This window comes from Aquicoccus sp. SU-CL01552 (assembly GCF_040365005.1).
Taxonomy (GTDB): domain Bacteria; phylum Pseudomonadota; class Alphaproteobacteria; order Rhodobacterales; family Rhodobacteraceae; genus Antarcticimicrobium.
Genome location: NZ_BAABWV010000012.1, coordinates 88,142 through 114,909, shown reverse-complemented (window position 1 = coordinate 114,909; position 26,768 = coordinate 88,142). Strand labels below are relative to the sequence as shown.

Sequence of the window (26,768 nt, the reverse complement as noted above, 5' to 3'; positions counted from 1 at the left end):
GTGACAATCGCGCAGCGCGATGCGGCGGGTGGCCGGCCTGGCCCTAGTCCTCGGCCTCGACCGGGTCGGGCGTGTCCTTGAACTTGATGGATTCGCCACAGCCGCAGGCCTCGGCCACGTTGGGGTTGTTGAACTTGAACCCGGCCTCCAGCAGGGACACCTCATAGTCGATCTGGGTTCCGAACAGGAACATCTGCGCCATCGGGGCGATCATCACCCGGGCGCCGTCCTGTTCGACGACCTCGTCGTTGGGGTCCGCCGTTTCGACGTATTCCATGGTGTATTCCATGCCCGCGCAGCCGCCCTTCTTGACGCCGATGCGCAGGCCCGCGTGGCCCGCCTGATCCATCAGCTTGGCGATCTGCGCCGCGGCGCGAGGGGTCATCGTGATGGCTTGCTTGCCGGGAATGCCAAACATGTGGGTCTCCTTCACCTTTAACCTAGTCGCGACCAGCGGTGCGCTCAAGGGGGTGATCTGTCGAGGGGGGGCGCGGGACCGTCATGAGGCAGGCGGTCCCGCTTGGGTCAAAAGGTGCCGGGGGAACGGCGGTTAGAAAAGACCTTTGGACCGGTTGTCGACCGCCGGGCAGCGGCCATCGCGGCAAGTGATTCCGGTTGACCCGCGCGCGCAGGGTGTTCACGACTTGCGGCGATACCTCAAGGGTTGTGCGCCATAAGTGTGAACATTCGGTAACACGGCGTGGTTTTTCTGTGGATAACCCACCCGCGCTACATGAAGCCGAGTTCCAGCCGGGCCTCGTCGCTCATCATCTCCATGCCCCAGGGCGGTTCCCAGGTGAGCTCCACGTCCACCTGCTTGACGCCGGGGATCGGTTCGATCGCATCGGCGACCCAGCCCGGCATGTCGCCGGCGACCGGGCAGCCCGGCGCGGTGAGGGTCATGATCACGCGTACCTCGTTCTGGTCGTTGATCTCGACGGTGTAGATCAGGCCCAACTCGTAAATATTGACCGGGATTTCCGGGTCATAGACCGTCCGGCAGGCCTCGACGATCTGTTCGTAGAGCGGATGGTCGACGGTCGAGGGCGCGATCAGCGGCGCGCCTTCCAGCGGTTCGGGTGATTTGGTCATCGGGGCCTCGGTGTCATTTCCTGAGCGATTATATAGGAAATGTGAGGCCCAGCGTCCAGAGGCGGTGTTCAGGACGCGTGACTTATCCCATCGCCAAGTTGGGCGGAAACGCGACGCTGTGGGATCAGGGTCGCTGGCGTCGCCGTGCCCGGTCAAGGGCGAGGTGGGTCAAAACCGCCGCGCCGTAGCAGGCTGCGATAACGGCGGTCATGCCCAGCACCCCAGACAGGCCCAGCACCGCCAGCATCAGCGGCGTGCCCAGCATGTTGCCCAGGTTGCCCATCTGCGCCAGCGCCCCGTTGGCCAGTGCCCGGCTCTCGGCGGTCTGGTTGAGCTGCGCGATGGCGGTAAAGCTGGCCCCCTGCACCAGCCCCAGCGTTGCAAAGAGCGCGATGGCCGGCGCGGCGCTGTGCGGCGCCAGCGGCAGCAGCAGCGCCAGTCCGGCGGCCAGCGCAAATCCCAGCAGCACCACGCGGATCGCGCGCCAGCGGCGCAACAGCGCCACGCCAAGCGTCATCGAGACCGCGATGGCGGCGAGCGGGGCCAGCGAGGCGACCAGCGTGCCGGCGCGCGGCGGCAGCAGCGGCGGCCAGACGGCGAGCACGGCAACGAAGGTCAGCGTGTAGAACAGCCACCCCCAGGCCGGCGCCGAGAGAAATGGCGAACGGTAGATCTCGCCATGCCGCCGCAGCACGCCGCGCGGGGTCAGTGGCGGATCGCTTCGGGCCATGGGGCGATCCGCCGGCACCAGCCGGAGCAGCAGCAGCGCCATCGCCGCCATCCAGCCCCCATGGGCGGCGAACAGAGGGCCGGGGCCATACTGCTGCGCCACCGGTACGCCCACAAGCGCGGTCACCGCGAAGGCCACGCCAAAGAAGGTGCCCCAGAGCGTCAGCGCGGCAGGGCGTACCGGGTCGGGCGCCACCTGTGCGATCAGGGTCGGGGCGGCGACGACGATGGCCAGGTGGGTGCCGCCCTCGATCACCCGCAGGGCCAGCATCGCGGGCAGCGGCGGCAGCAGGCTTTGCACCAGCGAGATCGCGGCGCCGAGCACCAGCGCCCCGATCAGCGTGCGGCGAAAACCGATGCGCGCCACCAGGATCCCGGCCACCAGCCCCAGGGTCACGCCCAGCAGGCTGAGCAGCGACACCAGGAACCCTAGCATCGCGCCCGCCTCGGGATAGCTCTGGCCAAGCTGTGGCAGGATCACTGCCATCTTGGAGAACTGCCCGGCGGCCCCGAGGCCGGCGGCGTAAAGCGCGAGGATGGCGATCCAAGGGGAAGCGGGGCGGGTCATGGCGGCTTTGGTGGCCTGCGGCCGGGGTGAATGCAAGGGGCGGCGACCCTTGCCAGCGCCGCGGCTTTGCCGCAATACCGGACGCGACACGAAAAAGGCCCGGCGCGATGACCCAACGATTTTCCTTTCAACTCGACGCCCGCGACGGCAAGGCCCGCAGCGGCGTGATCGACACGCCCCGGGGCCAGATCCGCACGCCGGCCTTCATGCCGGTGGGCACGGCGGCGACGGTCAAGGCGATGATGCCCGAAAGCGTGGCGGCGACCGGCGCCGACATCCTGCTGGGCAATACCTATCACCTGATGCTGCGCCCCACCGCCGAGCGGATCGACCGGCTGGGTGGGCTGCACAAGTTCATGAACTGGTCAAAGCCGATCCTGACGGATTCGGGCGGGTTCCAGGTGATGAGTCTGGCCAGCCTGCGCAAGCTGACCGAAGAGGGGGTGACCTTCAAATCCCACATCGACGGCTCGAAACACCACCTCAGCCCCGAACGCTCGATGGAAATCCAGCGGCTGTTGGGCTCGGACATCGTGATGTGTTTCGATGAATGCCCGGCGCTGCCCGCCGACCGTGACCGGATCGCGGAGTCGATGCGGCTGTCGATGCGCTGGGCCGAGCGGTCGCGCGACGCCTTTGGTGACCGGCCCGGCCATGCACTGTTCGGCATCCAGCAGGGCGGGCTGGAACGTGACCTGCGCGAGGAAAGCGCCGAGGCGCTCAGGGCGATCGGGTTCGAGGGCTATGCCATTGGCGGGTTGGCGGTGGGCGAGGGGCAGGAGGCGATGTTCGACTGTCTCGACTATGCCCCCGACATGCTGCCCGAGGATCGGCCGCGCTACCTGATGGGGGTGGGCAAGCCCGACGATATCGTCGGTGCGGTGGCGCGCGGAGTCGACATGATGGACTGCGTGCTGCCGTCGCGCTCGGGGCGCACCGGGCAGGTGTTCACCCGCCGTGGGGTGCTCAACATCAAGAACGCCCGCCACCAGGACGACCCGCGCCCGCTGGACGAGGAATGCAGCTGCCCGGCCTGTCGCAACTATTCCCGCGCTTATCTGCACCACGTGTTCCGCAGCCACGAGATCATCAGCTCGATGCTGCTGACATGGCACAACCTGCACTACTTCCAGGAGATCATGCAGGGCATGCGCGACGCCATCTCCGAGGGGCGGTTCACCGAGTGGCAGGCGGCGTTCCACGCGCAGCGCGAACAGGGCGATATCGACCCGCTGTGAATATGGGCGGGTTCAGGGCACACGCTTGCGTTCGCTGGCAAACGGGCTGAGGCCCAGCCAGCTTTGCATGCTGCGCGCGATGGCGCGGTCGCCGTCCAGTTCGATCTTGTCGGCCGCGCTCGAAACCGTGGTCAGCCCCATCCAGATCGCGGTCATGGTGCGCAGATCGGTGGTCACGTAAAGATCCACGTCGAAGCCGGGATGCGACTGGCACAGGTCAACCGCGCCGTCGGGTTCGACCACCAGCCAACAGTCGCGTTTCGAGGCGGGCAACTCCGGATAACAGAGGTGCACCACGATGCGCCGCTCGGGCAGGGGGGCGGGGTTCAACCCGCGCCGCATGTCCCACATCAGCAGCGAGGGGTCGAGGTTTTCCAGCGAGGGCTGCGATTCCACCCATTTCTGCCCCCAGAAGCCGAAGGCCTCGATCACCGGGCGCAGGTCCTGCCCGGCCTCGGTCAGGTGGTATTCCAGCACGTCCGGTTGCTCCGGCACCGGGCGGCGGGTGAGGATGCCGGCCTCTTCCAATTCGCGCAGGCGGCGCGACAACAGGCTGGGCGACATGCGCGGCACCCCGCGGCGCAACTCGTTGAACCGGCTCGATCCGGCGATCAGCTCACGCAAGAGCACCATGGTCCAGCGGGTGCAGAGCACCTCTGCCGCCATCGCGACCGGGCAGAACTGCCGGTATCCCGTCTGGCTCATGCCCGCATCCTCCCCGTGCTGGCCCGCCCCCCCCCGGTACAGTTCCTGTACTATCACGGTTCGGTGCCTCTGGATAGAATCGGCAGCAGGGAACAGCGCGGTGACGAAAACGCGCCCCCGCTGTTCGAAACGCGACAGAAAACGGGAGGAAGACAATGCAAGCCAGCATGTACGAACGCCTTGGCGCCGCCGCCGGGATCAAGGCCATCGTTGCCGACGTGGTCGAGGCGCATATGAACAACCCGGTGATCCGGGCCCGGTTCCTGCCCTACCGGGACGACCCGGAGAACCTTGCGGCGGTCTCGCAACAGTTGTGCGATTTCCTCTGTGCCGGCAGCGGCGGGCCCGAAACTTATACCGGGCGCGACATGGTGGAGACCCATCGCGGCATGAACATCAGCGCCGAGGAGTACATGGCCGAGACCGACGACATCATGGCCACCCTGGCCGCGCATGGTATCGATGAGGCCACGCGCAACGATGTCCTTGCCATCGCCTATGGGCTCAAGGGCGAAATTATGCGGGTCTGAACCCCGGGCGCAAATCGTGGGGGCGCGTCCCGGGGGCCGGGCGGTGCGGGGTCAGATCCCCAGCACCGGCCGCGCCACCAGCCACATCGCCCCGGTGATCAGCAGCGTCGCGATCAGGTTCAGCCAGACGCCGGCGCGGATCATGTCGCCCATGCGCAGCCCCTCGTAGCCGAAGACGATGGCATTGGGCGGCGTGGCGACCGGCATCATGAAGGCCATCGACGAGGCCAGCGCCACCGGCACCATCAACCATTGCACCGGCAACCCCATGCCCACGGCGACGGCGCCGAGGATCGGCAGGAAGGTGGCGGTGACGGCGGTGTTCGAGGTCACCTCGGTGATCATCAGGGTGACGCCGGAGACCGCCAGCACCAGCAGCCACAGCGGCACCTCGGCCAGCCCCGCAAAGCCGCCGCCGATCCAGCCGGCCAGGCCGGTGTGATCGAACCCGGCGGCCAGCGCCAGCCCGCCCCCCAGCAACAGCAGGATGCCCCAGGGCACGGCCCGGGTGTCCTGCCAGTCCAGCAGGCGCGTGCCGCTGCTGTCGCCCGCCGGCAGTACGAAGACGGCGATGGCGGCGGCGATGGCGATCCCGGCATCGGTCAGCGGCAGGTCCAGCGCGCCCCGGGACATCCAGCCCAGCGCGGCCAGTGCGAAGACAACGGCGACGCGCCACTCGGACCGGCGCATCGGGCCCAGTGCGCGCCGTTCGCCGGCGATTACCGCCTCGGCCCCCGCCGCGCCCAGGTCTCCGAAATGGAACAGAACCCGCGTCAGCAGCAGGTAGCAGATGGTCAGCATCACCACCGCCACCGGCAATCCGACCTGCATCCACGTGCCGAACCCAAGCTCGATCCCGTAGGAACTGGCCAGAACGCTGGCCAGCAGCGCGTTGCCGGGGGTGCCGATCAGCGTGCCGACCCCGCCGATCGAGGCCGAGTAGGCCACCGACAGCATCAGCGCCACGCCGAACCGGCGCGCCGCGCGGTCATCATCGGCGCGGGCGCCGACCAGTTCGATCACGGGCAGGGCGACGGCGAACATCATCACCGTGCTGGCGGTGTTCGAGATCCACATCGACAGCGCTGCCGTGGCCAGCATGAACCCCAGCAGGATCCGCCGGGGCGCGGCCCCCATCGCCGCCACGATGGCCAGCGCGATGCGGCGGTGCAGCCCGTGGCGTTGCATTGCCGCCGCAACCAGGAAACCGCCAAGGAACAGGAAGATCAGCGGATTGCCGTACTGCCCGGTGATCGTGGCCACGGGGGCGATCCCCATCGCCGGCATCAACGGGACCGGCAGCAGCGCGGTGGCGGGCAGGGGGGCGGCCTGTCCGATCCACCAGATCACCATCCAGGCGGTCACGCCGACCAGCCGCCAGGCCGGTGGCTCCAACCCCGGCGGTGCCGGTACCAGCAGAACCGCCAGCATCACCGCCGGCCCGGACAGCAGCGCCAGCCGCTGCGCCCGTTTCCCGTGTTTCGAGTGAAGCTTGTCGGCCATCCGTCGCGATCCCGTCCAACTCTGCTTATACCTGAAAGCCCTTCCTAGCAGTCCCTGCTCGGGCGAGCCATGGGCGACGAAGGGGGGCATGAGGCGAGAGGGGGGAGGGCCGACGGCTGCAATGCGCGCTTGAAACCCCGGGGCATGTGCCCCAGATTACTAATCCGTAAGAGGAGACGCCGAGCGCTGCCTGATCCAGGGGCCGGGCGTCTTGCCAAGAACAAGGACCGAGCATGCAAGAGCCTCTCAATTCCTCCTATCCCGTCCTGCCGTTGCGCGACATCGTGGTGTTCCCCCACATGATCGTGCCGCTCTTCGTGGGCCGGGAGAAATCCGTTCGGGCGCTGGAAGAGGTGATGGCCGACGACAAGCAGATCCTGCTGTCGAGCCAGATCGACCCGGCCGAGGACGACCCCGAAACCGACGGCATCTACAAGGCCGGCGTGCTGGCCAACGTGCTGCAATTGCTGAAACTTCCCGACGGCACCGTCAAGGTTCTGGTCGAGGGGCAGGCGCGCGTGCGCATCACCGAGTACCTCGACAATGACTCCTTCTTCGAGGCCCGCGCGGAATACCTGACCGAGATGCCCGGCGACGTGACCACGACCGAGGCGCTGCTGCGCACCGTTGTCGACGAGTTCGAACGCTATGCCAAGGTGCGCAAGAACATCCCCGACGAGGCGCTGGCGGCGGTGGGCGAATCCACCGACCCGGCCAAGCTGGCCGACCTGATCGCCGGTCACCTCGGGATCGAGGTGGACCGCAAGCAGGAGTTGCTCGAAACCCTCTCGGTCTCGGAGCGGCTGGAAAAGGTCTATGGGCTGATGCAGGGCGAAATGAGCGTTCTGCAGGTCGAGAAAAAGATCAAGACCCGGGTCAAGAGCCAGATGGAGAAGACCCAGCGCGAATATTACCTGAATGAGCAGATGAAGGCCATTCAGAAGGAGCTGGGCGACGGCGAGGAGGGCGAGGGCGAAATCGCCGAGCTCGAATCCCGCATCGCCGAGACCAAGCTGTCCAAGGAGGCCCGCGAAAAGGCCGAAGGCGAGCTGAAGAAACTCAAGAACATGTCGCCGATGTCGGCCGAGGCTACCGTCGTGCGCAACTATCTCGACTGGATGCTGTCGATCCCGTGGGGCACCAAGTCCCGCGTGAAAAAGGACCTGGGCCGTGCGCAGGAGATCCTCGACGCCGATCACTATGGCCTCGACAAGGTCAAGGAGCGGATCGTCGAGTATCTCGCCGTGCAGCAACGCTCGAAAAAGCTCAAGGGCCCGATCATGTGCCTTGTCGGCCCTCCGGGCGTCGGCAAGACCAGCCTGGGAAAATCGGTGGCGCGGGCCACCGGGCGCGAATTCATCCGGATTTCGCTGGGCGGGGTGCGTGACGAGAGCGAGATCCGCGGTCACCGCCGGACCTATATCGGTTCGATGCCCGGCAAGATCATCCAGGCGCTGAAAAAGGCCAAGACCACCAATCCGCTGATCCTGCTCGACGAGATCGACAAGATGGGCCATGATTTCCGTGGTGATCCGGCCAGCGCGATGCTGGAAGTTCTGGACCCGGAACAGAACTCGACCTTCGTCGACCACTATCTCGAGGTGGAATACGACCTGTCGAACGTGATGTTCCTGACCACGTCCAACAGCTACAACATGCCCGGTCCGCTGCTCGACCGGATGGAGATCATTCCGCTGGCGGGCTACACCGAGGACGAAAAGCACGAGATCGCCAAGGCGCACCTGATCCCGAAGCAGATCAAGAACCATGGCCTCAAGGCCAAGGAGTTCACCCTGACCGACGGGGCGCTGACCGCGATCATCCGCACCTATACCCGCGAGGCCGGGGTGCGGAACCTGGAGCGCGAGATCGCCAAGGTCTGCCGCAAGGCGCTGACCCGGATCATCAAGAAAGAGGCGGAGAGCGTCAGCGTGACGGCCGACAACCTCGACGAGTTCCTCGGCGTGCCCAAGTACCGCTATGGCCTGGCCGAGAAAGAGGACCAGGTCGGCGTGGTCACCGGGTTGGCCTATACCAGCGTCGGCGGCGAACTGTTGTCGATCGAGGCGCTGCGCCTGCCCGGCAAGGGCCGGATGAAGACCACCGGCAAGCTGGGCGACGTGATGAAGGAATCGATCGAGGCGGCCTCGTCCTATGTCCGGTCGGTCAGTCCGCAACTGGGCATCAAGCCGCCGCGCTTTGACCGCTGGGACATCCACGTGCACGTGCCCGACGGTGCCACGCCCAAGGACGGCCCCTCGGCCGGTCTGGCGATGGTGACGGCGATCGTGTCGGTGCTGACCCAGATCCCGGTGCGCAAGGACATCGCCATGACCGGCGAGGTCACCCTGCGCGGCAACGCCACCGCCATTGGCGGGCTGAAGGAAAAGCTGCTGGCGGCGCTGCGTGGCGGCATCAAGACGGTGCTGATCCCGGAAGAGAACGAAAAGGACCTGCCGGAGATCCCCGACAACGTGAAGGAGGGGCTGGAGATCATCCCCGTCTCGCACGTGTCAGAGGTGCTGAAACTGGCGCTAGTGCGCGAGCCCGAGCCGGTTGAATGGGACGAGGCGGCCGAGGAAGAGGCCGCCGCAGCCCGCGCCGCGCTCCGCCCCGAAGAGGGGGTCGGCGCGACCGCGCACTGAGCCGCATGGCGACCACGTAAAGACAATTTGGGGCGGGCCGGATGGTCCGCCCCTTTGTCGTGACAGGGCGCCTTTTCTGGTCTTCGGGGCGGCGCCGTACTAGACTCGCGGCACAGCAGAACAAAGGGAATCCCATGGCAGACGACGAGCATTCCGAAACCGTGCCGACAGGTAACGACTCGAAGGGGACGACGCCGGACGTGGCACCGCAAAGTGCGCCGGTCGAGCCGCACGTGCTGCGGGTGTCCGAGCCCGAGGTGGCGCGGCCCGACCTGCGCAAGAAAGAGCTTATCGACGCGGTGCTGGAGCGCTGCGAGGTGAAAAAGCGCGACGCCAAGCCGGTGATCGAGGCGATGCTGGCGGTGCTGGGCGAGACCTTGGCCGGGGGGCGCGGGTTGAACCTCGAACCGCTGGGCAAGCTGCGCGTCAACCGGACCATGGATCGCAAGGACCGCCGCATCGTGGTCTCCAAGCTGCGTCAGAAGCTGCAATCCTCCGAAGACACCACCGATACGCCCGCGCAGGAGCCGGACCAAGACGCTTAGGAGCAGCCAGGAAAAAGGCGCGGGCTTTCTGCCCGATAGGGGCTTGCACGCGGTGGCAAGCTTGTATAAATCCCCGCGCACGGGTGATTAGCTCAGTGGTAGAGCGCTTCGTTCACATCGAAGATGTCAGGAGTTCGAATCTCTTATCACCCACCATTTTCCCTGCCTCGCGTCGCGGTCTTCTGGATCGCATCACCGGAAAGCGGCGGGGAAGGATGACATGTGCCGGATGCTCTTGCCTCCCCCTTCGGGAATGGCTAAGCACGGCGCCACGGGTGATTAGCTCAGTTGGTAGAGCGCTTCGTTTACACCGAAGATGTCGGGAGTTCGAGCCTCTCATCACCCACCACCTTTCCTCGCTTCGTCGTTCTCTTCTGTGCGCACGCGCACAGCACCTCGAGGCTTTCGCGGGTTTATAAGCCTTCCTGCACGCTTATCCTTTGTGGGCCCCTGACGAAAGGATGAGCCATGAGCTGGAACCCCGCCCTTGATCCGCATCCCCTCGATGCCGGAACGCTTGACGCGATCGAGACCGTGATCGTGCCCCGTGCCCGCGACCTCGGCGATTTCGAGGTCCGCCGCGCGCTGCCCGCGCCGCGCCGCCAGATGGTCGGCCCCTTCATCTTTTTCGACCAGATGGGACCGGCGGAGTTCGTGACCGGGCAGGGGATCGACATCCGCCCGCATCCGCACATCGGGCTGGCGACGGTGACCTACCTGTTCAACGGTCGGTTCCATCACCGCGATTCGCTGGGCACCGATCAATGGATCGAGCCGGGCGCGGTCAACCTGATGACCGCCGGGCACGGGGTGACCCATTCCGAGCGGGTCGACGGCGACATGCTCAAGGCGCCCTACGAGTTGTTCGGCATCCAGACCTGGATCGCCTTGCCCGAGGATCGCGAAGACGGGCCGGCCGGTTTTGCCCATGTCCCCGAGGCCCGGTTGCCGCTGTTGCAGGGCGAGGGCAAGCAGGTGCGTCTGATCCTCGGCTCGGCCTGGGGGGACCGTGCCCCGGTCGAGACCCCGTCCGAGATGTTCTATGCCGACGCGGTGCTGGATCCGGGGGCGGCCATCCCGCTGCCCGGTGACCACGAGGATCGCGGCGCCTATGTGCTCTCCGGGGCGGTCGAGGTTGCCGGCGACCGGTTCGAGGCGGGCCGGATGATGGTGTTCCGCCCCGGCGACAGGGTGTCCTTGCGGGCCGGGCCGCAGGGCGCACGGCTGATGCTCCTGGGTGGCGCGACGTTGAACGGGCCGCGGTACATCTGGTGGAATTTCGTCGCCTCTTCGAAAGACAGGATCGAGGCCGCGAAAGAGGCCTGGCGACACGGCGACCGGGAGACCGGGCCGTTCCGGCTGCCGCCGACGGACAGGGATGAGTTCATTCCATTGCCCGGGGTCTGAGGGCGGTTTGAAAAATGCCTCAAAAAAACGCCTGAATCCTGCGAACGCCGCTTGACGGGGCAGGGGCGTGGCCATAATACAGCCCAACGTTCGGCTTGGCCGGACGGGCAGTGAGCGGTTGTAGCTCAGATGGTTAGAGTACCGGCCTGTCACGCCGGGGGTCGCGGGTTCGAGCCCCGTCAACCGCGCCACCACTGCCAAAGCCCCTGTCCGGGGGACATCGGACGGATGTCGAAGGACCGATGCGCGGTTGTAGCTCAGCTGGTTAGAGTACCGGCCTGTCACGCCGGGGGTCGCGGGTTCGAGCCCCGTCAACCGCGCCATCATCCTTCAAAGGGATCACCATAGAATGGGTGCGATACTTGATCGGCTGTCGTGGGAATTCGCGTTTCTGCTTGCCGTGACGCTGGGACTGGCCCCTTTCGTGCCTGAACCGCATGTCTGGCAAAAGCTGCTGATGCTCTTCGACGGAACTTTGAGCCGGCCCATCGACATCCTTGACTTTGCCTTGCACGGGGCGCCGTGGCTGCTGCTCGCGGCCAAGGCCGGGCGGGCGATCATCGGGCAGAACAGCGCGCCGTGATCGTCTTCGGGGCAGCGCCTTATGATTGACACATCCGCAAGTTATGTCTGATGGCTGCTGGATTCCGATGCCCGATCACGTAACAGGGGGATGACCTTGATCCTTTCATCACAACGCCGGTTCGCCGGAGAAATTCCGTTGTCCTCGGGCGTTCTGGCCGAGCCGTATCGCTTGTTGTCGCTCATCTGGGGGGATCGGCTGGTACGGCAGGTTCTGGCCGTGGTGCTCGGCGTGATCCTTGCGATCATCCTGGTCTTCACGGTGTCCGGGATCTGGAGCGACGGATCCGAGCTGGCGCATATCGTGCACAGCAATTTCCATCTCAGCGAGGACGGCAGCCTCGCCGAGAACTTCAATCACGGGATTGCCTTCGTGGCGGCGTTTCTTTTGCTGGCGTCGGCCATCCAGACGCGTTCGCGTGTGTTCGTGTTCCTCACCTTGCTTTACGGCTTTATCTGGCTTGACGATTCGGCGCGGTATCATGAGCGGGTCGGAGAAAAGCTGGGCCGCGTGCTGGATATTCAGCCTCATTTCGGTCTCGGGGCGCAGGAGTATGGCGAGCTGCTGGCCTGGACCTTGGCCGGCGCGGTCCTTGCGGTCGTCCTGCTGTGGGCCTGGGCCGGGCGCCGGCGAGGCGATGTCGGGGTGCTCTTGCCATTCCTCGGGTGTTTCGTGCTGTTGTTCCTGTGCGGTGTTGTCGCCGATGTGGTGCACAAATGGGTGCCGGAGGGGTTGAACCCGCTGTTCCAGGTGATCGAGGACGGGGGCGAGATGATCGCCGTGGCGCTGGGCGCGGCGCTTGCCTTTGGCACCCTGCGCCATGTCGAAGCCTATTATGCCGGAGTTGAGGAGACCTCGGGCTAGGCTTTCGGATCGGCGGGGTCGCAACGGCCCGCCACTGCGCCGTATGCGGTGCCCGCCGGCGACGCCGGGCAGGAAATACCCGCCCGGCGCCAGTCTCATGCGCGGCCTGTCAGGCCGGTTTGTTGGTCAGTGCCTCCAAAACCCGCGCCCAGCTGCGCATACCCTTGTGAAAGCTGGTCACATCGTATTTCTCGTTCGGGCTGTGGATCGCGTCGTCGTCATTGGCGAACCCGATCAGCATCGCGTCGAGCCCCAGCACCGACTTGAAGAAGCCGGCGATCGGGATCGACCCACCCATGCCGGTGAACACCGCCTCGCGGTCCCACTCGTCCGACAGTGCGCCGCGCGCGGCCTCGAACTCGGGGCGTTCAATGTTCATTACCGGCGCCGGCGAGCCTTCGAGGTCCTGGTTCCAGGTTACCGTGGCGTCCGGCGACAGCCGCTCTTCCACGTGCTTGCGGATCTTGCCGCGCAGCGCATCGGGGTCCATGTCGCCCACCAGCCGGCAGGTGATCTTGCAATGCGCCTGGCTGGGGATCACGGTCTTGGAGCCGGCACCGGTATAGCCGCCCCACATGCCGTTCACCTCCAGCGTCGGGCGCGCCCATTGCTGCTCCAGCGTGGAATAGGCCTTTTCGCCATGCGGCACCGAGTAGCCGACGGAAGTGAGATACTCCGCCTCGTCGAAACCGCAATTCTGCCACTGCCGCAACTGGTCTGCCGGCACCTCGTGCACGCCTTCGTAGAACCCGTCGATGGTGACCCGGCCGCTGTCCTCGTCGTAAAACGAGGCGACGATGCGCGCCATCTCGCGCAGGGGGTTGAGGCCCGGTCCGCCGTAATGGCCCGAATGCAGGTCGATGCGCGGGCCGGTGATGGTGAACTCGTCCTTGAGCATGCCGCGCAGTTGCGAGGCGATCGAGGGCACGCCGCGCGACACCATCGAGGTGTCGCAGATCAGCGCCAGGTCCGCCGTCAGCTCCTCGGCGTTGGCCTCCATGAACGGCACCAGCGAGGGAGAGCCGCTCTCTTCCTCGCCCTCGAAGAAGAAGGTGATGCGGCAGGGCAGGGTGCCGTGCACCGCTTTCCACGCGCGGCAGGCCTCGACAAAGGTCATCAACTGGCCCTTGTCATCGCTGGCGCCACGACCGCGGATCACCTTGCCCGCCGGTGTGTCTTCGATCTGCGGCTCGAACGGGGGCGTCTTCCACAGGTCCAGCGGGTCTACCGGCTGCACGTCATAGTGCCCGTAGAACAGCAGGTGCGGCGCATCGCTGTTTTCCTCGCCGACATGGCCCACCACCATCGGGTGGCCGGTGGTCGGGCGCTTCTCGGCCTTGATCCCGATGCTGTTCAGGTCTGCCACCAGCCAGTCGGCGGCCTTCTCGACATCGCCCTTGAAGGCGGGATCGGTGGAAATGGACTGAATCCGCAGAAACTCCATCAGCCGGTCGATGGACCCGGTCAGATCGTCATCGATTCGGGCAAGCACGGCATCAAGCGACATTCTCTGTCTCCTATAGTGGAATTTGGGGCGAACCTATCAACGTGCGCCCCCCTGTCCAGAGAAGACCGTTGATCCAGATCAAGGTTGCGACAATCTAACCGGCGCTAACAGGTTGATCGAAAGATGTGCAAACTCTATTGGTTTTAATCTATGAAGCTAGCATGCGCATCTGTGAATATGTCCGGAAGGGCATTTCCGGGCCAGCCAAAGGGGGAAAAGCCGGTGAACTACAGCGAGAAACTCGACGAGGCGATCGCGCGGCTGCATGACGAGGGTCGGTATCGGACCTTTATCGACATCGAGCGCAGGAACGGTCATTTCCCCCACGCGATCTGGACCCACCCGGACGGCAGCGAGCGTGACATCACCGTGTGGTGCGGCAACGACTATCTTGGCATGGGCCAGCACCCGGTGGTGCTGGAGGCGATGCACAAGGCGCTCGACGCCGCTGGTGCCGGCTCCGGCGGCACCCGCAACATCTCGGGCACGACCGTGTTTCACAAGCGGCTCGAGGCAGAGCTGGCCGATCTGCACGGCAAGGAGGCCGCCCTGGTGTTTACCAGCGCCTATATCGCCAACGACGCAACGCTTTCGACCCTGCCCAAGCTGTTCCCCGGCATGATCATCTATTCCGACGCGCTGAACCACGCCTCGATGATCGAGGGCGTGCGCCGCAACGGCGGTGCCAAGCGCGTGTTCCGCCACAACGACGTGGAGCATCTGCGCGAGTTGATGGCTGCCGACGACCCCGCGGCGCCCAAGCTGATCGCCTTTGAGTCGGTCTACTCGATGGACGGCGATTTCGGCCCGATCGAGGCGATCTGCGACCTGGCCGACGAGTTCGGCGCGCTGACCTATCTCGACGAGGTGCACGCGGTGGGCATGTATGGCCCCCGTGGCGGCGGCATCGCCGAGCGCGACCGCCTGATGCACCGGCTGGACATCATCAACGGCACGCTGGCCAAGGCGTTCGGCGTGATGGGCGGTTATATCGCCGGGTCGGACAAGATGTGCGATGCGATCCGGTCCTATGCGCCCGGCTTCATCTTCACCACCTCGTTGCCACCGGCGGTGGCGGCGGGCGGCGCGGCCAGCGTGGCGCATCTCAAGCGCGACCAGGAGTTGCGCGACCAGCATCAGACCCAGGCCAAGATCCTGAAAACCCGGCTAAAGGCGCTGGGCCTGCCGATCATCGACCACGGCTCTCATATCGTGCCGGTGATCGTCGGCGACCCGGTGCATACCAAGCAGCTTTCCGACATGCTGCTTGAGAATTACGGGATCTACGTTCAGCCGATCAATTACCCGACGGTTCCGCGCGGGACCGAACGGCTGCGCTTCACCCCCTCGCCGGTGCATGGCCCGAACGAAATGGACAAGCTGGTGCGGGCAATGGACGAACTTTGGTCTCATTGTGCGCTGAATCGTGCCGAACTGGCCGGCTAGCGGCCACCTTGCTGTGCAAACCGCTTGTGCTGTGGTAGTTTTGTCGCAAGAACGGGCGTAGGCGAATCTGAGGCGATGGCCTTACGCAGACGGTAAAGACACGGCAGGCACGGGGCGGCAGGGATGATTAGGCGCAAGACGCAGCGCAAGGTCGAAGAGGATCAGGCCGTCGAAATCAAGGGTTTCGACGACTTTGAGGTCCGACTCGGCGACGTGATGCGGGGCGAGCGCGCCACGATGGGCAAGTCCCTGCTTGACGTGCAGCGGGAGTTGCGGATCAAGGCCAGCTACATTGCCGCGATAGAAAATACCGACCCGGGTGCCTTTGATACGCCCGGGTTCATTGCCGGTTATGTCCGCTCTTATGCGCGCTACCTGAACCTGGACCCGGACGAAGCCTTTGACTCCTTCTGCCGGGAGAGCGGGTTTTCGGTCGCCCATGGCATGTCCGAGCGGGCCTCGAGTGTAAAGAACACCCGCACCGTCGAGAAGACCGCCGGAACCGGCGTCCGCGATCCGTTCACCGCACCCAACACCCCCTTTGTTCCCGAAAGCGACGGCTTTTTCGGCCAGATTGAACCGCGCGCCATCGGTTCCAGCCTGGTGCTTCTGGCGCTGATCGGTGGCATCGGCTACGGCGGCTGGACGGTTCTGAAAGAGGTGCAGCAGGTTCAGGTCGCGCCGGTCGAACAGGTTCCCGTCGTGCTGACCGATCTTGATCCGCTGGCCGGTGCCGCGCGCTCCGGCAGCGCGCGGGAGGGCGGCGGTGGCTTTGCAGAGCCGAGCGCTGAGGCGCTCGACCGGCTCTATCGGCCGCAGGCGCTGGACGTGCCGGTTCTGGTGGCGCGCGATGCCCCGATCTCGACCCTTGATCCGCGCAGCGTGGGAACGCTGCGCTCGCCGGATCTGCCGCAAGTGCAGACCGCTTCGGCCGCGCCGACCCGGACCGGGGACGTGGTGCCGCAGGTGGTCGAACCGGCCGCGCCGAACCTGATGATGGTGGCGGTGCGCCCCTCTTGGGTGCGGGTGCGGGCGGCGGATGGCACCGTGATCTTCGAGGGGATCATGGAAAGCGGCCAGACTTACGAGGTCCCGGCCACCGAGGAGCCGCCGACGCTGCGCGCCGGGGAATCCGGGGCGATCTACTTTGCCCTGAACGGTCAGCATTTTGGCCCGGTCGGGAACCGTGGCGTGGTGACCTCGAACCTGCCGCTCTCGACCGATGAGATTGCGGCGCGCTTCCAGGTCGCGGACCTCGAGCAGGACCGTGACCTCGCCCGCATGGTCGCCGAGGCACAGCTTCAACCCGCCGATCAGTGACCTCTCGGTCATCGGGCCATTGCGGCGGCGCGGCGGGCGGCCTATTTACCCGGTAACACAGGATCGAATGGACAGGCCCCCCATGTCGCTGAACCACGTGCGCCCGTGGCGCAACATCTATCGCCGCAAATCGCGCCGGATCATGGTGGGTGACGTTCCGGTCGGGGGCGATGCGCCGATCACCGTGCAGACAATGACCAATACGCCGACCACGGATGTGGCCGCGACCGTGGCGCAGGTGCAGGCGGCGGCCGAGGCAGGCGCGGATATCGTCCGGGTCTCGGTGCCGGACGAGGCCAGCGCAAAGGCCCTGAAGGAGATCGTTGCCGAAAGCCCGGTGCCGATCGTGGCCGACATCCATTTCCATTACCGTCGCGGGATCGAGGCGGCCGAGGCCGGCGCGGCCTGTCTGCGGATCAACCCGGGCAACATCGGCAGCGAGGACCGCGTGCGCGAGGTGATCCGCGCGGCGCGCGATCACGGCTGCTCGATGCGGATCGGGGTGAATGCGGGAAGCCTGGAAAAACACCTGCTTGAAAAATACGGCGAGCCCTGTCCCGAGGCTATGGTCGAAAGCGGTCTGGAGCATATCAAGCTGTTGGAAGACAACGACTTTCACGAATTCAAGATCAGCGTGAAAGCCTCTGACGTCTTCCTCTCGGCCGCCGCGTACCAAGGCATTGCCGAGGCGACGGATGCGCCGATCCACCTCGGGATCACCGAGGCGGGCGGGCTGACCTCGGGGACGATCAAATCGGCGATCGGGCTGGGCAACCTGCTGTGGATGGGCATCGGCGACACCCTGCGGGTGAGCCTCTCGGCGGACCCGGTGGAAGAGGTCAAGGTCGGTTACGAGATCCTGAAATCGCTCGGGCTGCGGCATCGGGGGGTCAACATCATCTCTTGCCCATCCTGCGCGCGGCAGGGGTTCAACGTGATCAAGACCGTTGAAATCCTTGAGAAAAGACTGGAACACATCAAGACGCCGATGAGCCTGTCGATCATCGGCTGCGTGGTCAACGGGCCGGGCGAGGCTTTGATGACCGATGTCGGTTTCACCGGCGGCGGCGCCGGGGCGGGCATGGTGTACCTGGCGGGCAAGGCGAGCCACAAGATGAGCAACGACCAGATGGTCGAGCATATCGTCGAACAGGTCGAGAAGAAGGCGGAAGAGCTGGAATCGGCCCGCGCGGCCGAGGCGGCGGAGGCTGCCGAGTAGCGCCGGATCGGGGAATTTCGGGGCCGTTTCGTACGTTTCAGCGTAGTCCGAATCCGCCGGAAATCCCCGGTTGGGGAATTGTCCCGGCGTTTTGTACGATCCGCCGGCGCGCGCCCCATAGAAACACATATGTCAGAGTCAGAATTTCTCGCCTGCGGCATCGCAGGGGCTGGCGGGTTGCGATCCGCTCGGGCAGAAAGACCGGCGACACGACGAACCAAGGAGCGAGCGAGATGACCACGCGCGAGGCCGTACTGGAAGAGCTGAAGACGCTGACCGATCCGGGCAGCGGCAAGGACATCGTGAGCGCGGGGCTGGTGCGCGCGCTGGCGGTCGAGGGAGAGACCGTGCGCTTCGTGCTGGAGATCGACCCGAAACACGCCACGGCGATGGAGCCGGTGCGCGCCGAGGCCGAGGCGCGGGTGCAGGCGCTGCCCGGTGTCGCCAAGGCCTCCGTTCTGATGACGGCGCATTCCGACAAGGCGCCGCCGGACCTGAAACCGGCCGCCAAGCCGAAACCGGCGGGGCCGCAGGCGGTGCCCGGCGTAAAGCATATCGTTGCGATTGCCTCCGGCAAGGGCGGGGTGGGCAAATCGACAGTTGCGGCGAACCTCGCGGTGGCGCTGGCCGCCGAGGGCAAGAAGGTCGGGTTGCTGGATGCCGATATCTATGGCCCGTCGCAGCCGCGCATGATGGGGGTGACCAAACGCCCCGCCAGCCCGGACGGCAAGACCATCATTCCGTTGCAGGCACATGGGGTCACCATGATGTCGATCGGGTTGATGATGCAGGAGGGGCAGGCGGTGGTCTGGCGCGGCCCGATGCTGATGGGGGCGTTGCAGCAGATGATGACCCAGGTCGCCTGGGGCGAGCTGGACGTGCTGCTGATCGACCTGCCGCCGGGTACAGGTGACGTGCAGCTGACGCTGAGCCAGAAGTTCCAGGTCGATGGTGCGGTGATCGTCTGTACGCCGCAGGACGTGGCGCTGCTGGACGCGCGCAAGGGAATCGACATGTTCCGCCAGCTCAAGACCCCGGTGCTGGGCATGATCGAGAACATGTCGACCCATATCTGTTCCAACTGCGGCCACGAGGAGCATCTGTTCGGTCATGGCGGCGTCAAGGCCGAGGCCGAAAAGCTGGGCGTGCCGCTGTTGGCGGAGATCCCGCTGCACTTGGATATCCGTCTGGCGGGCGACGCCGGCACGCCGGTCGTGGCCGCCGATCCCGACAGCGCGCAATCGGAGGCCTTCCGCGAGGCGGCGCGGGCGCTGGTGGCGCAGAAGGTGGTCTGAGCAGGCGGTCGTTCGGCCGGTTGGGGTCAGGTTGTCATCCCCGCGAAAGCGGGGATCAGGTGGCGTTGGGGGCGGGTTTATGAGGTCCCTGCTTTCGAGGGGATGACAGGCGCGAGTGACGGTCAGTTCTTTTTGTCCCCCCCGTGCAGGCGGGGATTCCCGGGGCGTTGATGGGCGGGGCGGAGGTCTCCGCTTTCGCGGGGATGACAAGGGACCAGTGGCGGTGACAGGGGCGTGCGCGGGAGAGTGATGGCGCTGCGCGCCATGCCTTCGGCGAGAGTATTTTTTTGAAGAGAAGAAGGGGGGACGTCGGCCGTAAGGGCGCGCGCGGCCTGAAGAGGGCGTCGGCGTTGCAAATGCCTGCGGCGTCTAGTCCAGCCCGAGGAAGCCGCCGAACTGGCCGCGCTTGTAGAGCAGGCCCTGTCCGGGGCGGTGCATGGCGTGCAGCACGCGGCCGACGATGATCGAGTGGTCGCCGCCCGGGTGGCAGGCCTCGGCGGCGCAGTCGAAGCGCGCGAGGCAGCCGGCGAGGATCGGCACGCCGTCGCTGTCCGGGGCCCAGTCGATGCCGGCGAAGTCATGGCCGCTGCCGGCGAAACGGGCGGCGAGCGGCTGTTGCGCCTCGTCCATCACGTGGATGGCATAGCGCGGCGCGGTGGCAAAGGTATCGTGGCGCAGCGAGCGTTTCGCGGCGCACCACAGCACCAGCGCCGGGTCCAGCGAGACCGAGGAAAAGGAATTGACGGTGATCGCCAGCGGACCGTCACTGCCGGCGGCGGTGACCACGGTGACGCCGGTGGCGAAACAGCCCAGGGCATCGCGAAAGGCGCGGGCCGTGTCGGGGCCGGGGACGAAACGGGTCTCGGTCATCTGGTCGCGCGCCTTGGTCACGGGTCAAACTGTCGCAAGAGTTCTGCGTGCCACGCTGCGGCGCGATTGTCCATGGCCCCCGGGGCGCAAAGGCCGGCCCGCGCGATGCGGGGCCGGCCCGGTGGTTCAGGTCATGGCGCCTGTGACGATCCCGGCCATGCCGCGGGCGATGCTGTCGATCTCTCCCATGGCGTCGATGGTCTGCAGCACGCCCTCGCCCTCGTAATAGGCGATCAACGGCGCGGTCTGGGCGTGGTAGGCCGCGAGGCGGCTGGCCACGGTTTCGGCGGTGTCGTCGGCGCGGCGCTTGAACTCGGTGCCGCCGCAGCTGTCGCAGATGCCGGCCTGTGCCGGGGTCTTGAAGCTGTCGTGATAGCCTTCGCCGCAGGCGGCGCAGGTGTAGCGCCCCGAGATCCGTTCGACCATGGCGGCGTCGTCCACCTCAAGGCTGATCGCGGCGTTGATCCGCTGCCCGGTTTCGGACAGCAGCGCGTCGAGCGCCTGCGCCTGTACCGTGGTGCGCGGGAAGCCGTCGAGGATGACCCCCTTGGCGCAGTCGGGTTCGGATAGGCGATCGCGCAGGATGGCGATGACGATCTCGTCGCTGACAAGATCGCCGGCCTCCATCACCGCCTTGGCCTGCTTGCCCGCCGGGGTGCCGGCGGCGACGGCGGCGCGCAGCAGGTCGCCGGTGGAGAGTTGCACCAGGCCGAATCGCTGTTCCAGCATGCGGGCCTGGGTGCCCTTGCCGGCGCCCGGAGGCCCCAGCAGGATCAGCACGGCGGGGGTGGTCGTCGCGGGGGTTGTGGCGTCCATTGCGTCTCTCATCACTTGGCCGCGCGGTTGGCGATCAGGTCGTCGACGACCGATGGATCGGCCAGCGTCGAGGTGTCGCCCAGCGAGTCGAAATCGTTCTCGGCGATCTTGCGCAGGATGCGGCGCATGATCTTGCCCGAGCGGGTCTTGGGCAGGCCGGGGGCCCATTGGATCACGTCGGGGCTGGCGATCGGGCCGATCTCGGTGCGGACCCAGCTGCGCAGCTCCTTGACCAGGTCGTCGCTCGGCTCCTGGTCGTTCATCAGGGTGACGTAGCAATAGATGCCCTGGCCCTTGATCTCGTGCGGGTAGCCGACCACGGCGGCTTCGGCCACGGCGACATGGGCGACCAGCGCGCTTTCGACCTCGGCGGTGCCCATGCGGTGGCCCGAGACGTTGATCACGTCATCGACGCGGCCGGTGATCCAGTAATCGCCGTCGGCATCGCGGCGGCAGCCGTCGCCGGAGAAGTAGTAGCCCTTGTAGTCGGAGAAATAGGTTTTCTCGAAGCGGTCGTGATCGCCCCAGATGGTGCGCATCTGGCCCGGCCAGCTGTCCTTGAGGCAGAGCACGCCCTCGGTCGGGCTTTCATGGATCTCTTCGCCCGATTGCGGATCGAGCACCACCGGTTGCACGCCGAAGAAGGGTTTCATCGCCGCGCCCGGCTTGGTCGCATGGGCGCCGGGCAGCGGGGTGAGCAGGTGGCCGCCAGTCTCGGTCTGCCACCAGGTGTCGACGATGGGGCATTTGCCCTTGCCGACGACCTCGTTGTACCAGGTCCAGGCCTCGGGGTTGATCGGTTCGCCCACGGTGCCGAGGATGCGCAGCGAGGAGAGATCGCATTTCTCGACGAAGGCCTTGCCCTGGCCCATCAGCGCGCGGATCGCGGTGGGGGCGGTGTAGAACTGGGTCACCTTGTGCTTTTCGCAGACCTGCCAGAAGCGGCTGGCGTCGGGGTAGGTCGGCACGCCCTCGAACATCAGCGTGGTGGCGCCGTTGGCGAGCGGGCCGTAGACGATGTAGCTGTGGCCGGTGACCCAGCCGACATCGGCGGTGCACCAGTAGACGTCGCCCTCGTGGTAATCGAAGGTGATCTCATGGGTCATCGCCGCATAGGCGAGATAGCCGCCGGAGGTATGCACGACGCCCTTGGGCTGGCCGGTGGAGCCGGAGGTATAGAGGATGAACAGCGGATCCTCGGCGTTCATCTCGACCGGGCGGGAGTAGTCGTTGGCCTCGAGCACCATCTCGTTATAGTCGCAATCGCGGCCGTCGACCCAGGTGGTCTGGCCGCCGGTGCGTTTCACCACGAGGCATTTCACCGTGTCCTTGCAGTGCAGCAGCGCCGCGTCGGCGTTGGATTTCAGCGGTGTCTTGCGGCCGCCGCGCGGGGCGTGGTCGGCGGTGATCAGCAGCTTGGCGTCGCAGCCGTTGATGCGCGCGGCCAGCGCGTCGGGCGAGAAGCCGGCGAAGACGATGGAATGGATGGCGCCGATGCGGGCACAGGCCAGCATGGCATAGGCGGCTTCGGGGATCATCGGCAGGTAGATCACCACCCGGTCGCCCTTGCGCACGCCGAGGGTCTCGAGGATGTTGGCCATCCGGCAGACCCGGCGGTGAAGCTGGGCATAGGTGATATGTTCGGCCGGCTCGTCCGGATCGTCGGGCTCGAAGATGATCGCGGTCTGGTCGGCGCGGGTCTCGAGGTGCCGGTCGATGCAGTTGGCGGCGACGTTCAGGGTGCCGTCGCCGAACCATTCGATATGGATGTTGCCGGGCTGGAAGCTGACGTCGCGAACCTTGGAAAAGGGCTTGATCCAGTCGATGCGCTTGCCGTGTTCGGCCCAGAAGGCGTCAGGGTCGGCCACCGATGCGGCGTACATCTCGTCGTACTTGGCGGCATCGACGTTGGCCTTGGCGGTGATCTCCGCCGAGGGCGGGAAAACGGCGGTTTCGCTTTGCGCAGGATTGGTCATGTCAGGCTCCTCCCTCTGACGGTTTCGGTGCGACGGCACGCAACATCTAAAACACGCGCCGCCGATGGATTCCACTCTGCCGCGTATCATATCGGCGCGTGAAAATAAGGGAATAACTTACAGAAAAGAAACGATTTGCTTGTAAATCAATTTCGGGATTTGGCGGGAAACTGTAAATTTTGACGCGAGATCGTCGGAATTGTCATGTTAATAAAGGCAATTGGGTGTCAAAGGTTTCCGGGCGCCACGGCGGGCGGTGGCGTCCGGAATTCGCAGGGGTGCGCTTTCGGGCTGTTGCGTGGGGCCGCTTCGGTGTGACATTTTGTTTCGGCATGCAGTGGCATACCGAAGTGCCCCGCCGGCGCGCGCCGGCGACTCGGGCCCCGGAACCGGGGTTTGAGGCGGCAGGCAGGGGTTGGCAGCGGTCGGTGTTATAGCTAGCCTTCCTGCAAGCGGTCCCAACGACCGGCCGCAAGTTAGGGAGAGAGAGTTCATGAAAAGATTGATGTGTGGCGCCGCCACCGCCGCGATCAGCCTGGCCTTTGTCGGCGAGGCCGCCGCGACCGAATGGAATGCCTCCGTCTGGGGCAAGCGGCGCGCCTTTACCGAGCACGTGGAGAAGATCGCCGAGCTGGTGGCGGAAAAGACCGGTGGTGAGTTCACCATCAACGTCAGCTATGGCGGGCTGTCCAAGCCGAAGGAGAACCTGGACGGGATCTCGATCGGGGCGATCGAGATGGCCCAGTTCTGCGCCGGCTATCACCCGGACAAGAATCGGCTGATCACGGTGCTGGAACTGCCGTTCCTGGGGGTGAGCAACCTTGAGGAAGAGGTCGCGGTCAGTAACGCGGTCTATGGCCATCCGGCGGTGCAGAAAGAGATGGCGCAGTGGAATGCAAAGCTGCTGATGACCTCGCCGATGCCGCAGTACAACATCGTCGGCACCGGCGAGCCGCGTGATGAGCTGGCCGAGTTCGACGGCATGCGCGTGCGGGCCACAGGCGGTCTGGGCGAGGCCTTCAAGGCGGTTGGCGGGGTGCCCACCTCGGTGCCCGCGACCGAGGCCTATAACGCGATGGAATCGGGCGTGGTCGATACCGTGGCCTTCGCGCAGCACGCGCATCTGTCGTTCGGCACCATCAACCGGGCCGATTGGTGGACCGCCAACCTGAACCCCGGCACGGTGAATTGCCCGGTCGTTGTCAATACCGATGCCTATGACGCGCTGAGCGACGAAGAACGCGCGGCGCTGGACGGGTCGGTCGACGAGGCGATTGCCCATTACCTGGCCAACTATGGCGAGCTTCTGACGCGCTGGGACAGCGTGCTGGACGAGAAGGGCGTGCAGAAGGTGATGATCTCGGACGAGGTTCTGGCGCAGTTCCGCGAAACGGCCGCGGTGCCGGCTCGCGACAAGTGGATCGCCGACATGACGGCGCAGGGACTGCCGGGTCAGGAGCTTTATGACCTGGTGGTGAGCACCCTGGACAAGGCCCGCATGGGCAACTGATCCGCGTGATCGCGGCCGGACCCCTGGGCGGGGTCCGGTCGTGCCGCGTGCGCGCCCGATGTCGTGCCGCACGCCCCCCGACAACAACAACAACGAGGGTTCGAACCATGGCCGGACATGCCCCGGTGCTGGAGGATGGTAGCCTGCTGAGTCGTCTGGACCGGCGATTCCTGCAACTTGAACGTTTTTTCGGACTGCTGAGCGGTCTGGCGGTGTTTTCGCTGATGGTACTGGCGGTGATCTCGGTCGGGGGGCGCAACCTGATGAACGCGCCGCTGCCCGGCTACGTGGACTGGATCGAGCAGGCGATGCCGCTGATCGCCTTCATGGGGATTTCCTTTGTCCAGCGCGAGGGCGGGCATATCCGCATGGATATCCTGATCGGGCAACTGCGGGGGCGGGCGCTCTGGGCGGCGGAGCTGGTCTCGGTGCTGCTGATGCTGGCGCTGATGGCGGCGCTGGTCTGGGGCAGCTGGGCGCATTTCCAGCGTAGTTTCGATTTCGCCGCGCCGCTGTGGAGCCGCGACAGTTCGATCGACATCGGGCTGCCGCTCTGGCCGGCGAAGCTGTTGGCGCCGGTGGCCTTCTCGGTGCTGTGCCTGCGGCTGGTGCTGCAGGCCTGTGCCTATGGCAAGGCGCTGGTGCTGGGCGAACACAACCCGGTGGCGGTGCCGCTGATTCAGGACACGGCGAGCCAGGCTGCGGCCGAGGCCGAGCAGTTGGAAGGGTAGCGGATGGAACCGATTGAAATCGGCCTTTGGGTCACCGCCGGAATGCTGGTCATGGTCGTGCTGGGGATGCGGGTGGCCTTTGCCGCCGGTCTGGCCGGGCTGGTCGGGCTGATCCTGATCTTCTGGTCCAAGCGCGGTTTCGACACCGAGCACCTGGGCTGGGCGCTGACCGTGGCGATCAAGACCGCCGGGCAAGTGCCGCATTCCAAGGTGGCGAGCCAGGCGCTGAGCCTGATTCCCACCTTCATCCTGATCGGCTACCTGGCCTATTACGCCGGGCTGACGCGGGCGCTGTTCGAGGCGGCGAAACGCTGGATCGCCTGGCTGCCGGGGGGGCTGGCAGTCTCGACGGTGTTCGCCACTGCCGGTTTCGCCGCCGTCTCGGGGGCCAGCGTGGCGACGGCTGCCGTGTTCGCCCGAATCGCCATCCCCGAGATGCTGGAGTGCGGCTACAACAAGCGGTTCGCGGCGGGCGTGGTAGCGGCAGGCGGCACGCTGGCCAGCCTGATCCCGCCCTCGGCGATCCTGGTGATCTATGCGATCATCGTCGAGCAGGACGTGGGCAAGCTGTTGCTGGCCGGGTTCATTCCCGGCGCCTTCTCGGCGGTGATCTATGCCATCCTGATCGTCGGCATCGCGGTGGTGTTCAAATCGGTCGGCCCGCCGGTGCGCGGCTTTACCTGGCGCGAGCGGTTGGTGTCGCTGCCGCCGGCGCTGCCGATCGTCTTTGTCGTCGTGATCATCATCTTCTTTGTCTACAACCCGTTCGGCGATGCCTGGGGCACCCCGACCGAGGGCGGTGCGCTGGGGGCCTTCGTGGTGTTCCTGATGGCGCTCTATCGCGGGATGCGTTGGGCCGAGCTGAAATCGGCGCTGCTGGAGACCGCGAAACTGGCGGTGATGATCTTTACCATCATCTGGGGGGTGCTGATCTATGTGCGCTTCCTCGGGTTCGCCGATCTGCCGGGGGCGTTCTCCGACTGGATCACCTCGCTGCACATGCCACCGCTGCTGATCCTGGTCTGCATCCTGCTGGCCTACGCGGTGCTGGGCATGTTCATGGATGCCATCGGGATGCTGCTGTTGACGCTGCCGGTGGTCTATCCGGCGGTGATGGCGCTGAACGGAGGCGAGGCCGTGACCGCGGCCGAGAGCGCCTTTGGCATGTCGGGAACCATGTGCGCGATCTGGTTCGGCATCCTGGTGGTGAAGATGGCCGAGTTCTGCCTGATCACGCCGCCGATCGGGCTGAACTGCTTCGTGGTTGCCGGGGTGCAGCCGGGCCTGAGCGTGCAGGACGTGTTCCGGGGCGTGATGCCGTTCTTTGTCGCCGATGCGGTGACCATCGCGCTGTTGGTGGCGTTCCCGGGAATCGTGCTCTACCTGCCATCCTTGGCGGGGTGAGGCGCGCCCGGACAAAGGTCCTGCGGATCTTTTTCAGCGCCGAACGGGCCGAGCCCCAAGGGTACGCCCGGAGTGCCCCTTCCCCCTGAGGGGGAGGGGACGCCAAGGGCGAAGGGTGGCGCGATCGAACGATGCCTCTGACGGTCGTACCCGGACAAGGGAAGAGCAGAAGCCCGCGACGGGGCGCGGGCGGCGCTTTTCGGGACAGGTGCCGCGCCAAGATGTTCGCGCGCGCCCCCATCGTGATTTGTGGTTTGAAAGCAGC

23 protein-coding genes and 4 tRNA genes are annotated in these 26,768 nt (G+C 65.8%); 18 read left to right on the top strand and 9 right to left on the bottom strand.

From position 1 onward, the window contains the following. Positions 1-43: 43 nt before the first annotated feature. From ABWV23_RS14440 to ABWV23_RS14430, 3 genes are all read right to left on the bottom strand, one after another. A complete protein-coding gene (locus ABWV23_RS14440; protein ID WP_353348947.1) occupies positions 44-418 on the bottom strand; it encodes a HesB/IscA family protein in 375 nt (124 codons plus the stop codon). A 311-nt stretch (positions 419-729) separates the two neighbouring features. Beyond that, the gene (locus ABWV23_RS14435; protein WP_353348945.1) at positions 730-1,092 is read right to left on the bottom strand and encodes an SUF system Fe-S cluster assembly protein; all 363 of its coding nucleotides are present in this window, start codon (positions 1,090-1,092) and stop codon (positions 730-732) included. Between the two features lie 124 nt (positions 1,093-1,216). Beyond that, the gene (locus ABWV23_RS14430; protein ID WP_353348943.1) at positions 1,217-2,389 is read right to left on the bottom strand and encodes an MFS transporter; all 1,173 of its coding nucleotides are present in this window, start codon (positions 2,387-2,389) and stop codon (positions 1,217-1,219) included. 107 nt (positions 2,390-2,496) lie between these two features. Here ABWV23_RS14430 and tgt point away from each other — a divergent pair, with 107 nt between their 5' ends. Next, the gene (gene tgt / locus ABWV23_RS14425) at positions 2,497-3,627 is read left to right on the top strand and encodes a tRNA guanosine(34) transglycosylase Tgt (protein WP_353348941.1); all 1,131 of its coding nucleotides are present in this window, start codon (positions 2,497-2,499) and stop codon (positions 3,625-3,627) included. A 12-nt stretch (positions 3,628-3,639) separates the two neighbouring features. Here tgt and ABWV23_RS14420 read toward each other — a convergent pair whose 3' ends face one another. Further along, positions 3,640-4,332, bottom strand: coding sequence for a winged helix-turn-helix transcriptional regulator (locus ABWV23_RS14420; protein ID WP_353348939.1), 693 nt, complete (start codon positions 4,330-4,332; stop codon positions 3,640-3,642). Positions 4,333-4,487: 155 nt separating this feature from the next. On the opposite strand from ABWV23_RS14420, the gene ABWV23_RS14415 reads away from it, so the two are divergent. Next, positions 4,488-4,862 (top strand): group I truncated hemoglobin, encoded by a 375-nt coding sequence (locus ABWV23_RS14415; RefSeq protein ID WP_353348937.1) that lies wholly within the window; start codon positions 4,488-4,490, stop codon positions 4,860-4,862. A 51-nt stretch (positions 4,863-4,913) separates the two neighbouring features. On the opposite strand, the gene ABWV23_RS14410 is transcribed toward ABWV23_RS14415, so the two are convergent. Then, positions 4,914-6,365 (bottom strand): SLC13 family permease, encoded by a 1,452-nt coding sequence (locus ABWV23_RS14410; RefSeq protein WP_353348935.1) that lies wholly within the window; start codon positions 6,363-6,365, stop codon positions 4,914-4,916. Positions 6,366-6,598: 233 nt separating this feature from the next. On the opposite strand from ABWV23_RS14410, the gene lon reads away from it, so the two are divergent. The 9 genes from lon to ABWV23_RS14365 all read left to right on the top strand — a co-directional run bounded on the left by lon (position 6,599) and on the right by ABWV23_RS14365 (position 12,409). Then, positions 6,599-9,010, top strand: coding sequence for an endopeptidase La (gene lon / locus ABWV23_RS14405; protein WP_353348933.1), 2,412 nt, complete (start codon positions 6,599-6,601; stop codon positions 9,008-9,010). Positions 9,011-9,144: 134 nt separating this feature from the next. Further along, on the top strand, positions 9,145-9,555 hold the full coding sequence (locus ABWV23_RS14400) for an HU family DNA-binding protein (RefSeq protein WP_353348931.1): 411 nt from the start codon (positions 9,145-9,147) through the stop codon (positions 9,553-9,555). Between the two features lie 81 nt (positions 9,556-9,636). Beyond that, positions 9,637-9,711 (top strand) — tRNA-Val (locus ABWV23_RS14395). 117 nt (positions 9,712-9,828) lie between these two features. Next, positions 9,829-9,904: transfer RNA gene (locus ABWV23_RS14390), tRNA-Val, on the top strand. Between the two features lie 119 nt (positions 9,905-10,023). Then, positions 10,024-10,962 carry a pirin family protein gene (locus tag ABWV23_RS14385; protein WP_353348929.1) on the top strand — a complete coding sequence of 313 codons (939 nt, stop codon included), beginning with the start codon at positions 10,024-10,026 and terminating at the stop codon, positions 10,960-10,962. Between the two features lie 114 nt (positions 10,963-11,076). After that, positions 11,077-11,153 (top strand) — tRNA-Asp (locus ABWV23_RS14380). A 55-nt stretch (positions 11,154-11,208) separates the two neighbouring features. Continuing rightward, positions 11,209-11,285 (top strand) — tRNA-Asp (locus ABWV23_RS14375). Between the two features lie 26 nt (positions 11,286-11,311). After that, the gene (locus tag ABWV23_RS14370; RefSeq protein WP_353348927.1) at positions 11,312-11,545 is read left to right on the top strand and encodes an RND transporter; all 234 of its coding nucleotides are present in this window, start codon (positions 11,312-11,314) and stop codon (positions 11,543-11,545) included. A 90-nt stretch (positions 11,546-11,635) separates the two neighbouring features. Then, positions 11,636-12,409: a DUF8692 domain-containing protein gene (locus tag ABWV23_RS14365; protein WP_353348925.1), complete on the top strand. Its 774-nt coding sequence runs from the start codon at positions 11,636-11,638 to the stop codon at positions 12,407-12,409. Positions 12,410-12,518: 109 nt separating this feature from the next. Here the strand turns inward: ABWV23_RS14365 and ABWV23_RS14360 are convergent, their stop codons facing one another. Further along, the gene (locus ABWV23_RS14360; protein ID WP_353348923.1) at positions 12,519-13,916 is read right to left on the bottom strand and encodes a M20/M25/M40 family metallo-hydrolase; all 1,398 of its coding nucleotides are present in this window, start codon (positions 13,914-13,916) and stop codon (positions 12,519-12,521) included. A gap of 222 nt (positions 13,917-14,138) precedes the next feature. Between ABWV23_RS14360 and hemA the strand changes: the two genes are divergently transcribed. From hemA to apbC, 4 genes are all read left to right on the top strand, one after another. After that, entirely contained in the window at positions 14,139-15,362 is a 1,224-nt protein-coding gene (gene hemA / locus ABWV23_RS14355; protein ID WP_353348921.1) for a 5-aminolevulinate synthase, read from the top strand. A 123-nt stretch (positions 15,363-15,485) separates the two neighbouring features. After that, a complete protein-coding gene (locus tag ABWV23_RS14350) occupies positions 15,486-16,682 on the top strand; it encodes a helix-turn-helix domain-containing protein (RefSeq protein ID WP_353348919.1) in 1,197 nt (398 codons plus the stop codon). An 82-nt stretch (positions 16,683-16,764) separates the two neighbouring features. After that, entirely contained in the window at positions 16,765-17,901 is a 1,137-nt protein-coding gene (gene ispG / locus ABWV23_RS14345; RefSeq protein ID WP_353349055.1) for a flavodoxin-dependent (E)-4-hydroxy-3-methylbut-2-enyl-diphosphate synthase, read from the top strand. Positions 17,902-18,134: 233 nt separating this feature from the next. Next, complete coding sequence (apbC, locus tag ABWV23_RS14340; RefSeq protein WP_353348917.1) at positions 18,135-19,196, top strand: iron-sulfur cluster carrier protein ApbC; 1,062 nt, start codon at positions 18,135-18,137, stop codon at positions 19,194-19,196. A 369-nt stretch (positions 19,197-19,565) separates the two neighbouring features. On the opposite strand, the gene ABWV23_RS14335 is transcribed toward apbC, so the two are convergent. The 3 genes from ABWV23_RS14335 to acs form a co-directional block, all read right to left on the bottom strand. After that, a complete protein-coding gene (locus ABWV23_RS14335) occupies positions 19,566-20,066 on the bottom strand; it encodes a flavin reductase family protein (protein WP_353348915.1) in 501 nt (166 codons plus the stop codon). 126 nt (positions 20,067-20,192) lie between these two features. Further along, a complete protein-coding gene (locus ABWV23_RS14330) occupies positions 20,193-20,882 on the bottom strand; it encodes an adenylate kinase (protein ID WP_353348913.1) in 690 nt (229 codons plus the stop codon). A gap of 11 nt (positions 20,883-20,893) precedes the next feature. Further along, positions 20,894-22,858, bottom strand: coding sequence for an acetate--CoA ligase (gene acs, locus ABWV23_RS14325; RefSeq protein WP_353348911.1), 1,965 nt, complete (start codon positions 22,856-22,858; stop codon positions 20,894-20,896). A gap of 493 nt (positions 22,859-23,351) precedes the next feature. Here acs and ABWV23_RS14320 point away from each other — a divergent pair, with 493 nt between their 5' ends. From ABWV23_RS14320 to ABWV23_RS14310, 3 genes are all read left to right on the top strand, one after another. Beyond that, positions 23,352-24,368, top strand: coding sequence for a C4-dicarboxylate TRAP transporter substrate-binding protein (locus ABWV23_RS14320; RefSeq protein ID WP_353348909.1), 1,017 nt, complete (start codon positions 23,352-23,354; stop codon positions 24,366-24,368). Positions 24,369-24,475: 107 nt separating this feature from the next. Then, a complete protein-coding gene (locus ABWV23_RS14315) occupies positions 24,476-25,099 on the top strand; it encodes a TRAP transporter small permease subunit (RefSeq protein WP_353348907.1) in 624 nt (207 codons plus the stop codon). A gap of 3 nt (positions 25,100-25,102) precedes the next feature. Further along, positions 25,103-26,503, top strand: coding sequence for a TRAP transporter large permease (locus ABWV23_RS14310; RefSeq protein ID WP_353348905.1), 1,401 nt, complete (start codon positions 25,103-25,105; stop codon positions 26,501-26,503). Positions 26,504-26,768: the final 265 nt, after the last annotated feature.

What these genes read in the sequence shown, in the direction of transcription:
- ABWV23_RS14320 (WP_353348909.1), top strand. Translation starts at nt 23,352, where the DNA reads ATGAAAAGATTGATGTGTGGCGCCGCCACCGCCGCGATCAGCCTGGCC.
- lon (WP_353348933.1), top strand. Translation starts at nt 6,599, where the DNA reads ATGCAAGAGCCTCTCAATTCCTCCTATCCCGTCCTGCCGTTGCGCGAC.
- ABWV23_RS14415 (WP_353348937.1), top strand. Translation starts at nt 4,488, where the DNA reads ATGCAAGCCAGCATGTACGAACGCCTTGGCGCCGCCGCCGGGATCAAG.
- ABWV23_RS14435 (WP_353348945.1), bottom strand. Translation starts at nt 1,092, where the DNA reads ATGACCAAATCACCCGAACCGCTGGAAGGCGCGCCGCTGATCGCGCCC.
- ABWV23_RS14430 (WP_353348943.1), bottom strand. Translation starts at nt 2,389, where the DNA reads ATGACCCGCCCCGCTTCCCCTTGGATCGCCATCCTCGCGCTTTACGCC.
- ABWV23_RS14335 (WP_353348915.1), bottom strand. Translation starts at nt 20,066, where the DNA reads ATGACCGAGACCCGTTTCGTCCCCGGCCCCGACACGGCCCGCGCCTTT.
- ABWV23_RS14400 (WP_353348931.1), top strand. Translation starts at nt 9,145, where the DNA reads ATGGCAGACGACGAGCATTCCGAAACCGTGCCGACAGGTAACGACTCG.
- ABWV23_RS14410 (WP_353348935.1), bottom strand. Translation starts at nt 6,365, where the DNA reads ATGGCCGACAAGCTTCACTCGAAACACGGGAAACGGGCGCAGCGGCTG.
- ABWV23_RS14350 (WP_353348919.1), top strand. Translation starts at nt 15,486, where the DNA reads ATGATTAGGCGCAAGACGCAGCGCAAGGTCGAAGAGGATCAGGCCGTC.
- ABWV23_RS14330 (WP_353348913.1), bottom strand. Translation starts at nt 20,882, where the DNA reads ATGGACGCCACAACCCCCGCGACGACCACCCCCGCCGTGCTGATCCTG.
- ABWV23_RS14315 (WP_353348907.1), top strand. Translation starts at nt 24,476, where the DNA reads ATGGCCGGACATGCCCCGGTGCTGGAGGATGGTAGCCTGCTGAGTCGT.
- ABWV23_RS14310 (WP_353348905.1), top strand. Translation starts at nt 25,103, where the DNA reads ATGGAACCGATTGAAATCGGCCTTTGGGTCACCGCCGGAATGCTGGTC.
- tgt (WP_353348941.1), top strand. Translation starts at nt 2,497, where the DNA reads ATGACCCAACGATTTTCCTTTCAACTCGACGCCCGCGACGGCAAGGCC.
- ispG (WP_353349055.1), top strand. Translation starts at nt 16,765, where the DNA reads ATGTCGCTGAACCACGTGCGCCCGTGGCGCAACATCTATCGCCGCAAA.
- acs (WP_353348911.1), bottom strand. Translation starts at nt 22,858, where the DNA reads ATGACCAATCCTGCGCAAAGCGAAACCGCCGTTTTCCCGCCCTCGGCG.
- ABWV23_RS14360 (WP_353348923.1), bottom strand. Translation starts at nt 13,916, where the DNA reads ATGTCGCTTGATGCCGTGCTTGCCCGAATCGATGACGATCTGACCGGG.
- ABWV23_RS14365 (WP_353348925.1), top strand. Translation starts at nt 11,636, where the DNA reads ATGACCTTGATCCTTTCATCACAACGCCGGTTCGCCGGAGAAATTCCG.
- ABWV23_RS14385 (WP_353348929.1), top strand. Translation starts at nt 10,024, where the DNA reads ATGAGCTGGAACCCCGCCCTTGATCCGCATCCCCTCGATGCCGGAACG.
- apbC (WP_353348917.1), top strand. Translation starts at nt 18,135, where the DNA reads ATGACCACGCGCGAGGCCGTACTGGAAGAGCTGAAGACGCTGACCGAT.
- ABWV23_RS14420 (WP_353348939.1), bottom strand. Translation starts at nt 4,332, where the DNA reads ATGAGCCAGACGGGATACCGGCAGTTCTGCCCGGTCGCGATGGCGGCA.
- ABWV23_RS14370 (WP_353348927.1), top strand. Translation starts at nt 11,312, where the DNA reads ATGGGTGCGATACTTGATCGGCTGTCGTGGGAATTCGCGTTTCTGCTT.
- ABWV23_RS14440 (WP_353348947.1), bottom strand. Translation starts at nt 418, where the DNA reads ATGTTTGGCATTCCCGGCAAGCAAGCCATCACGATGACCCCTCGCGCC.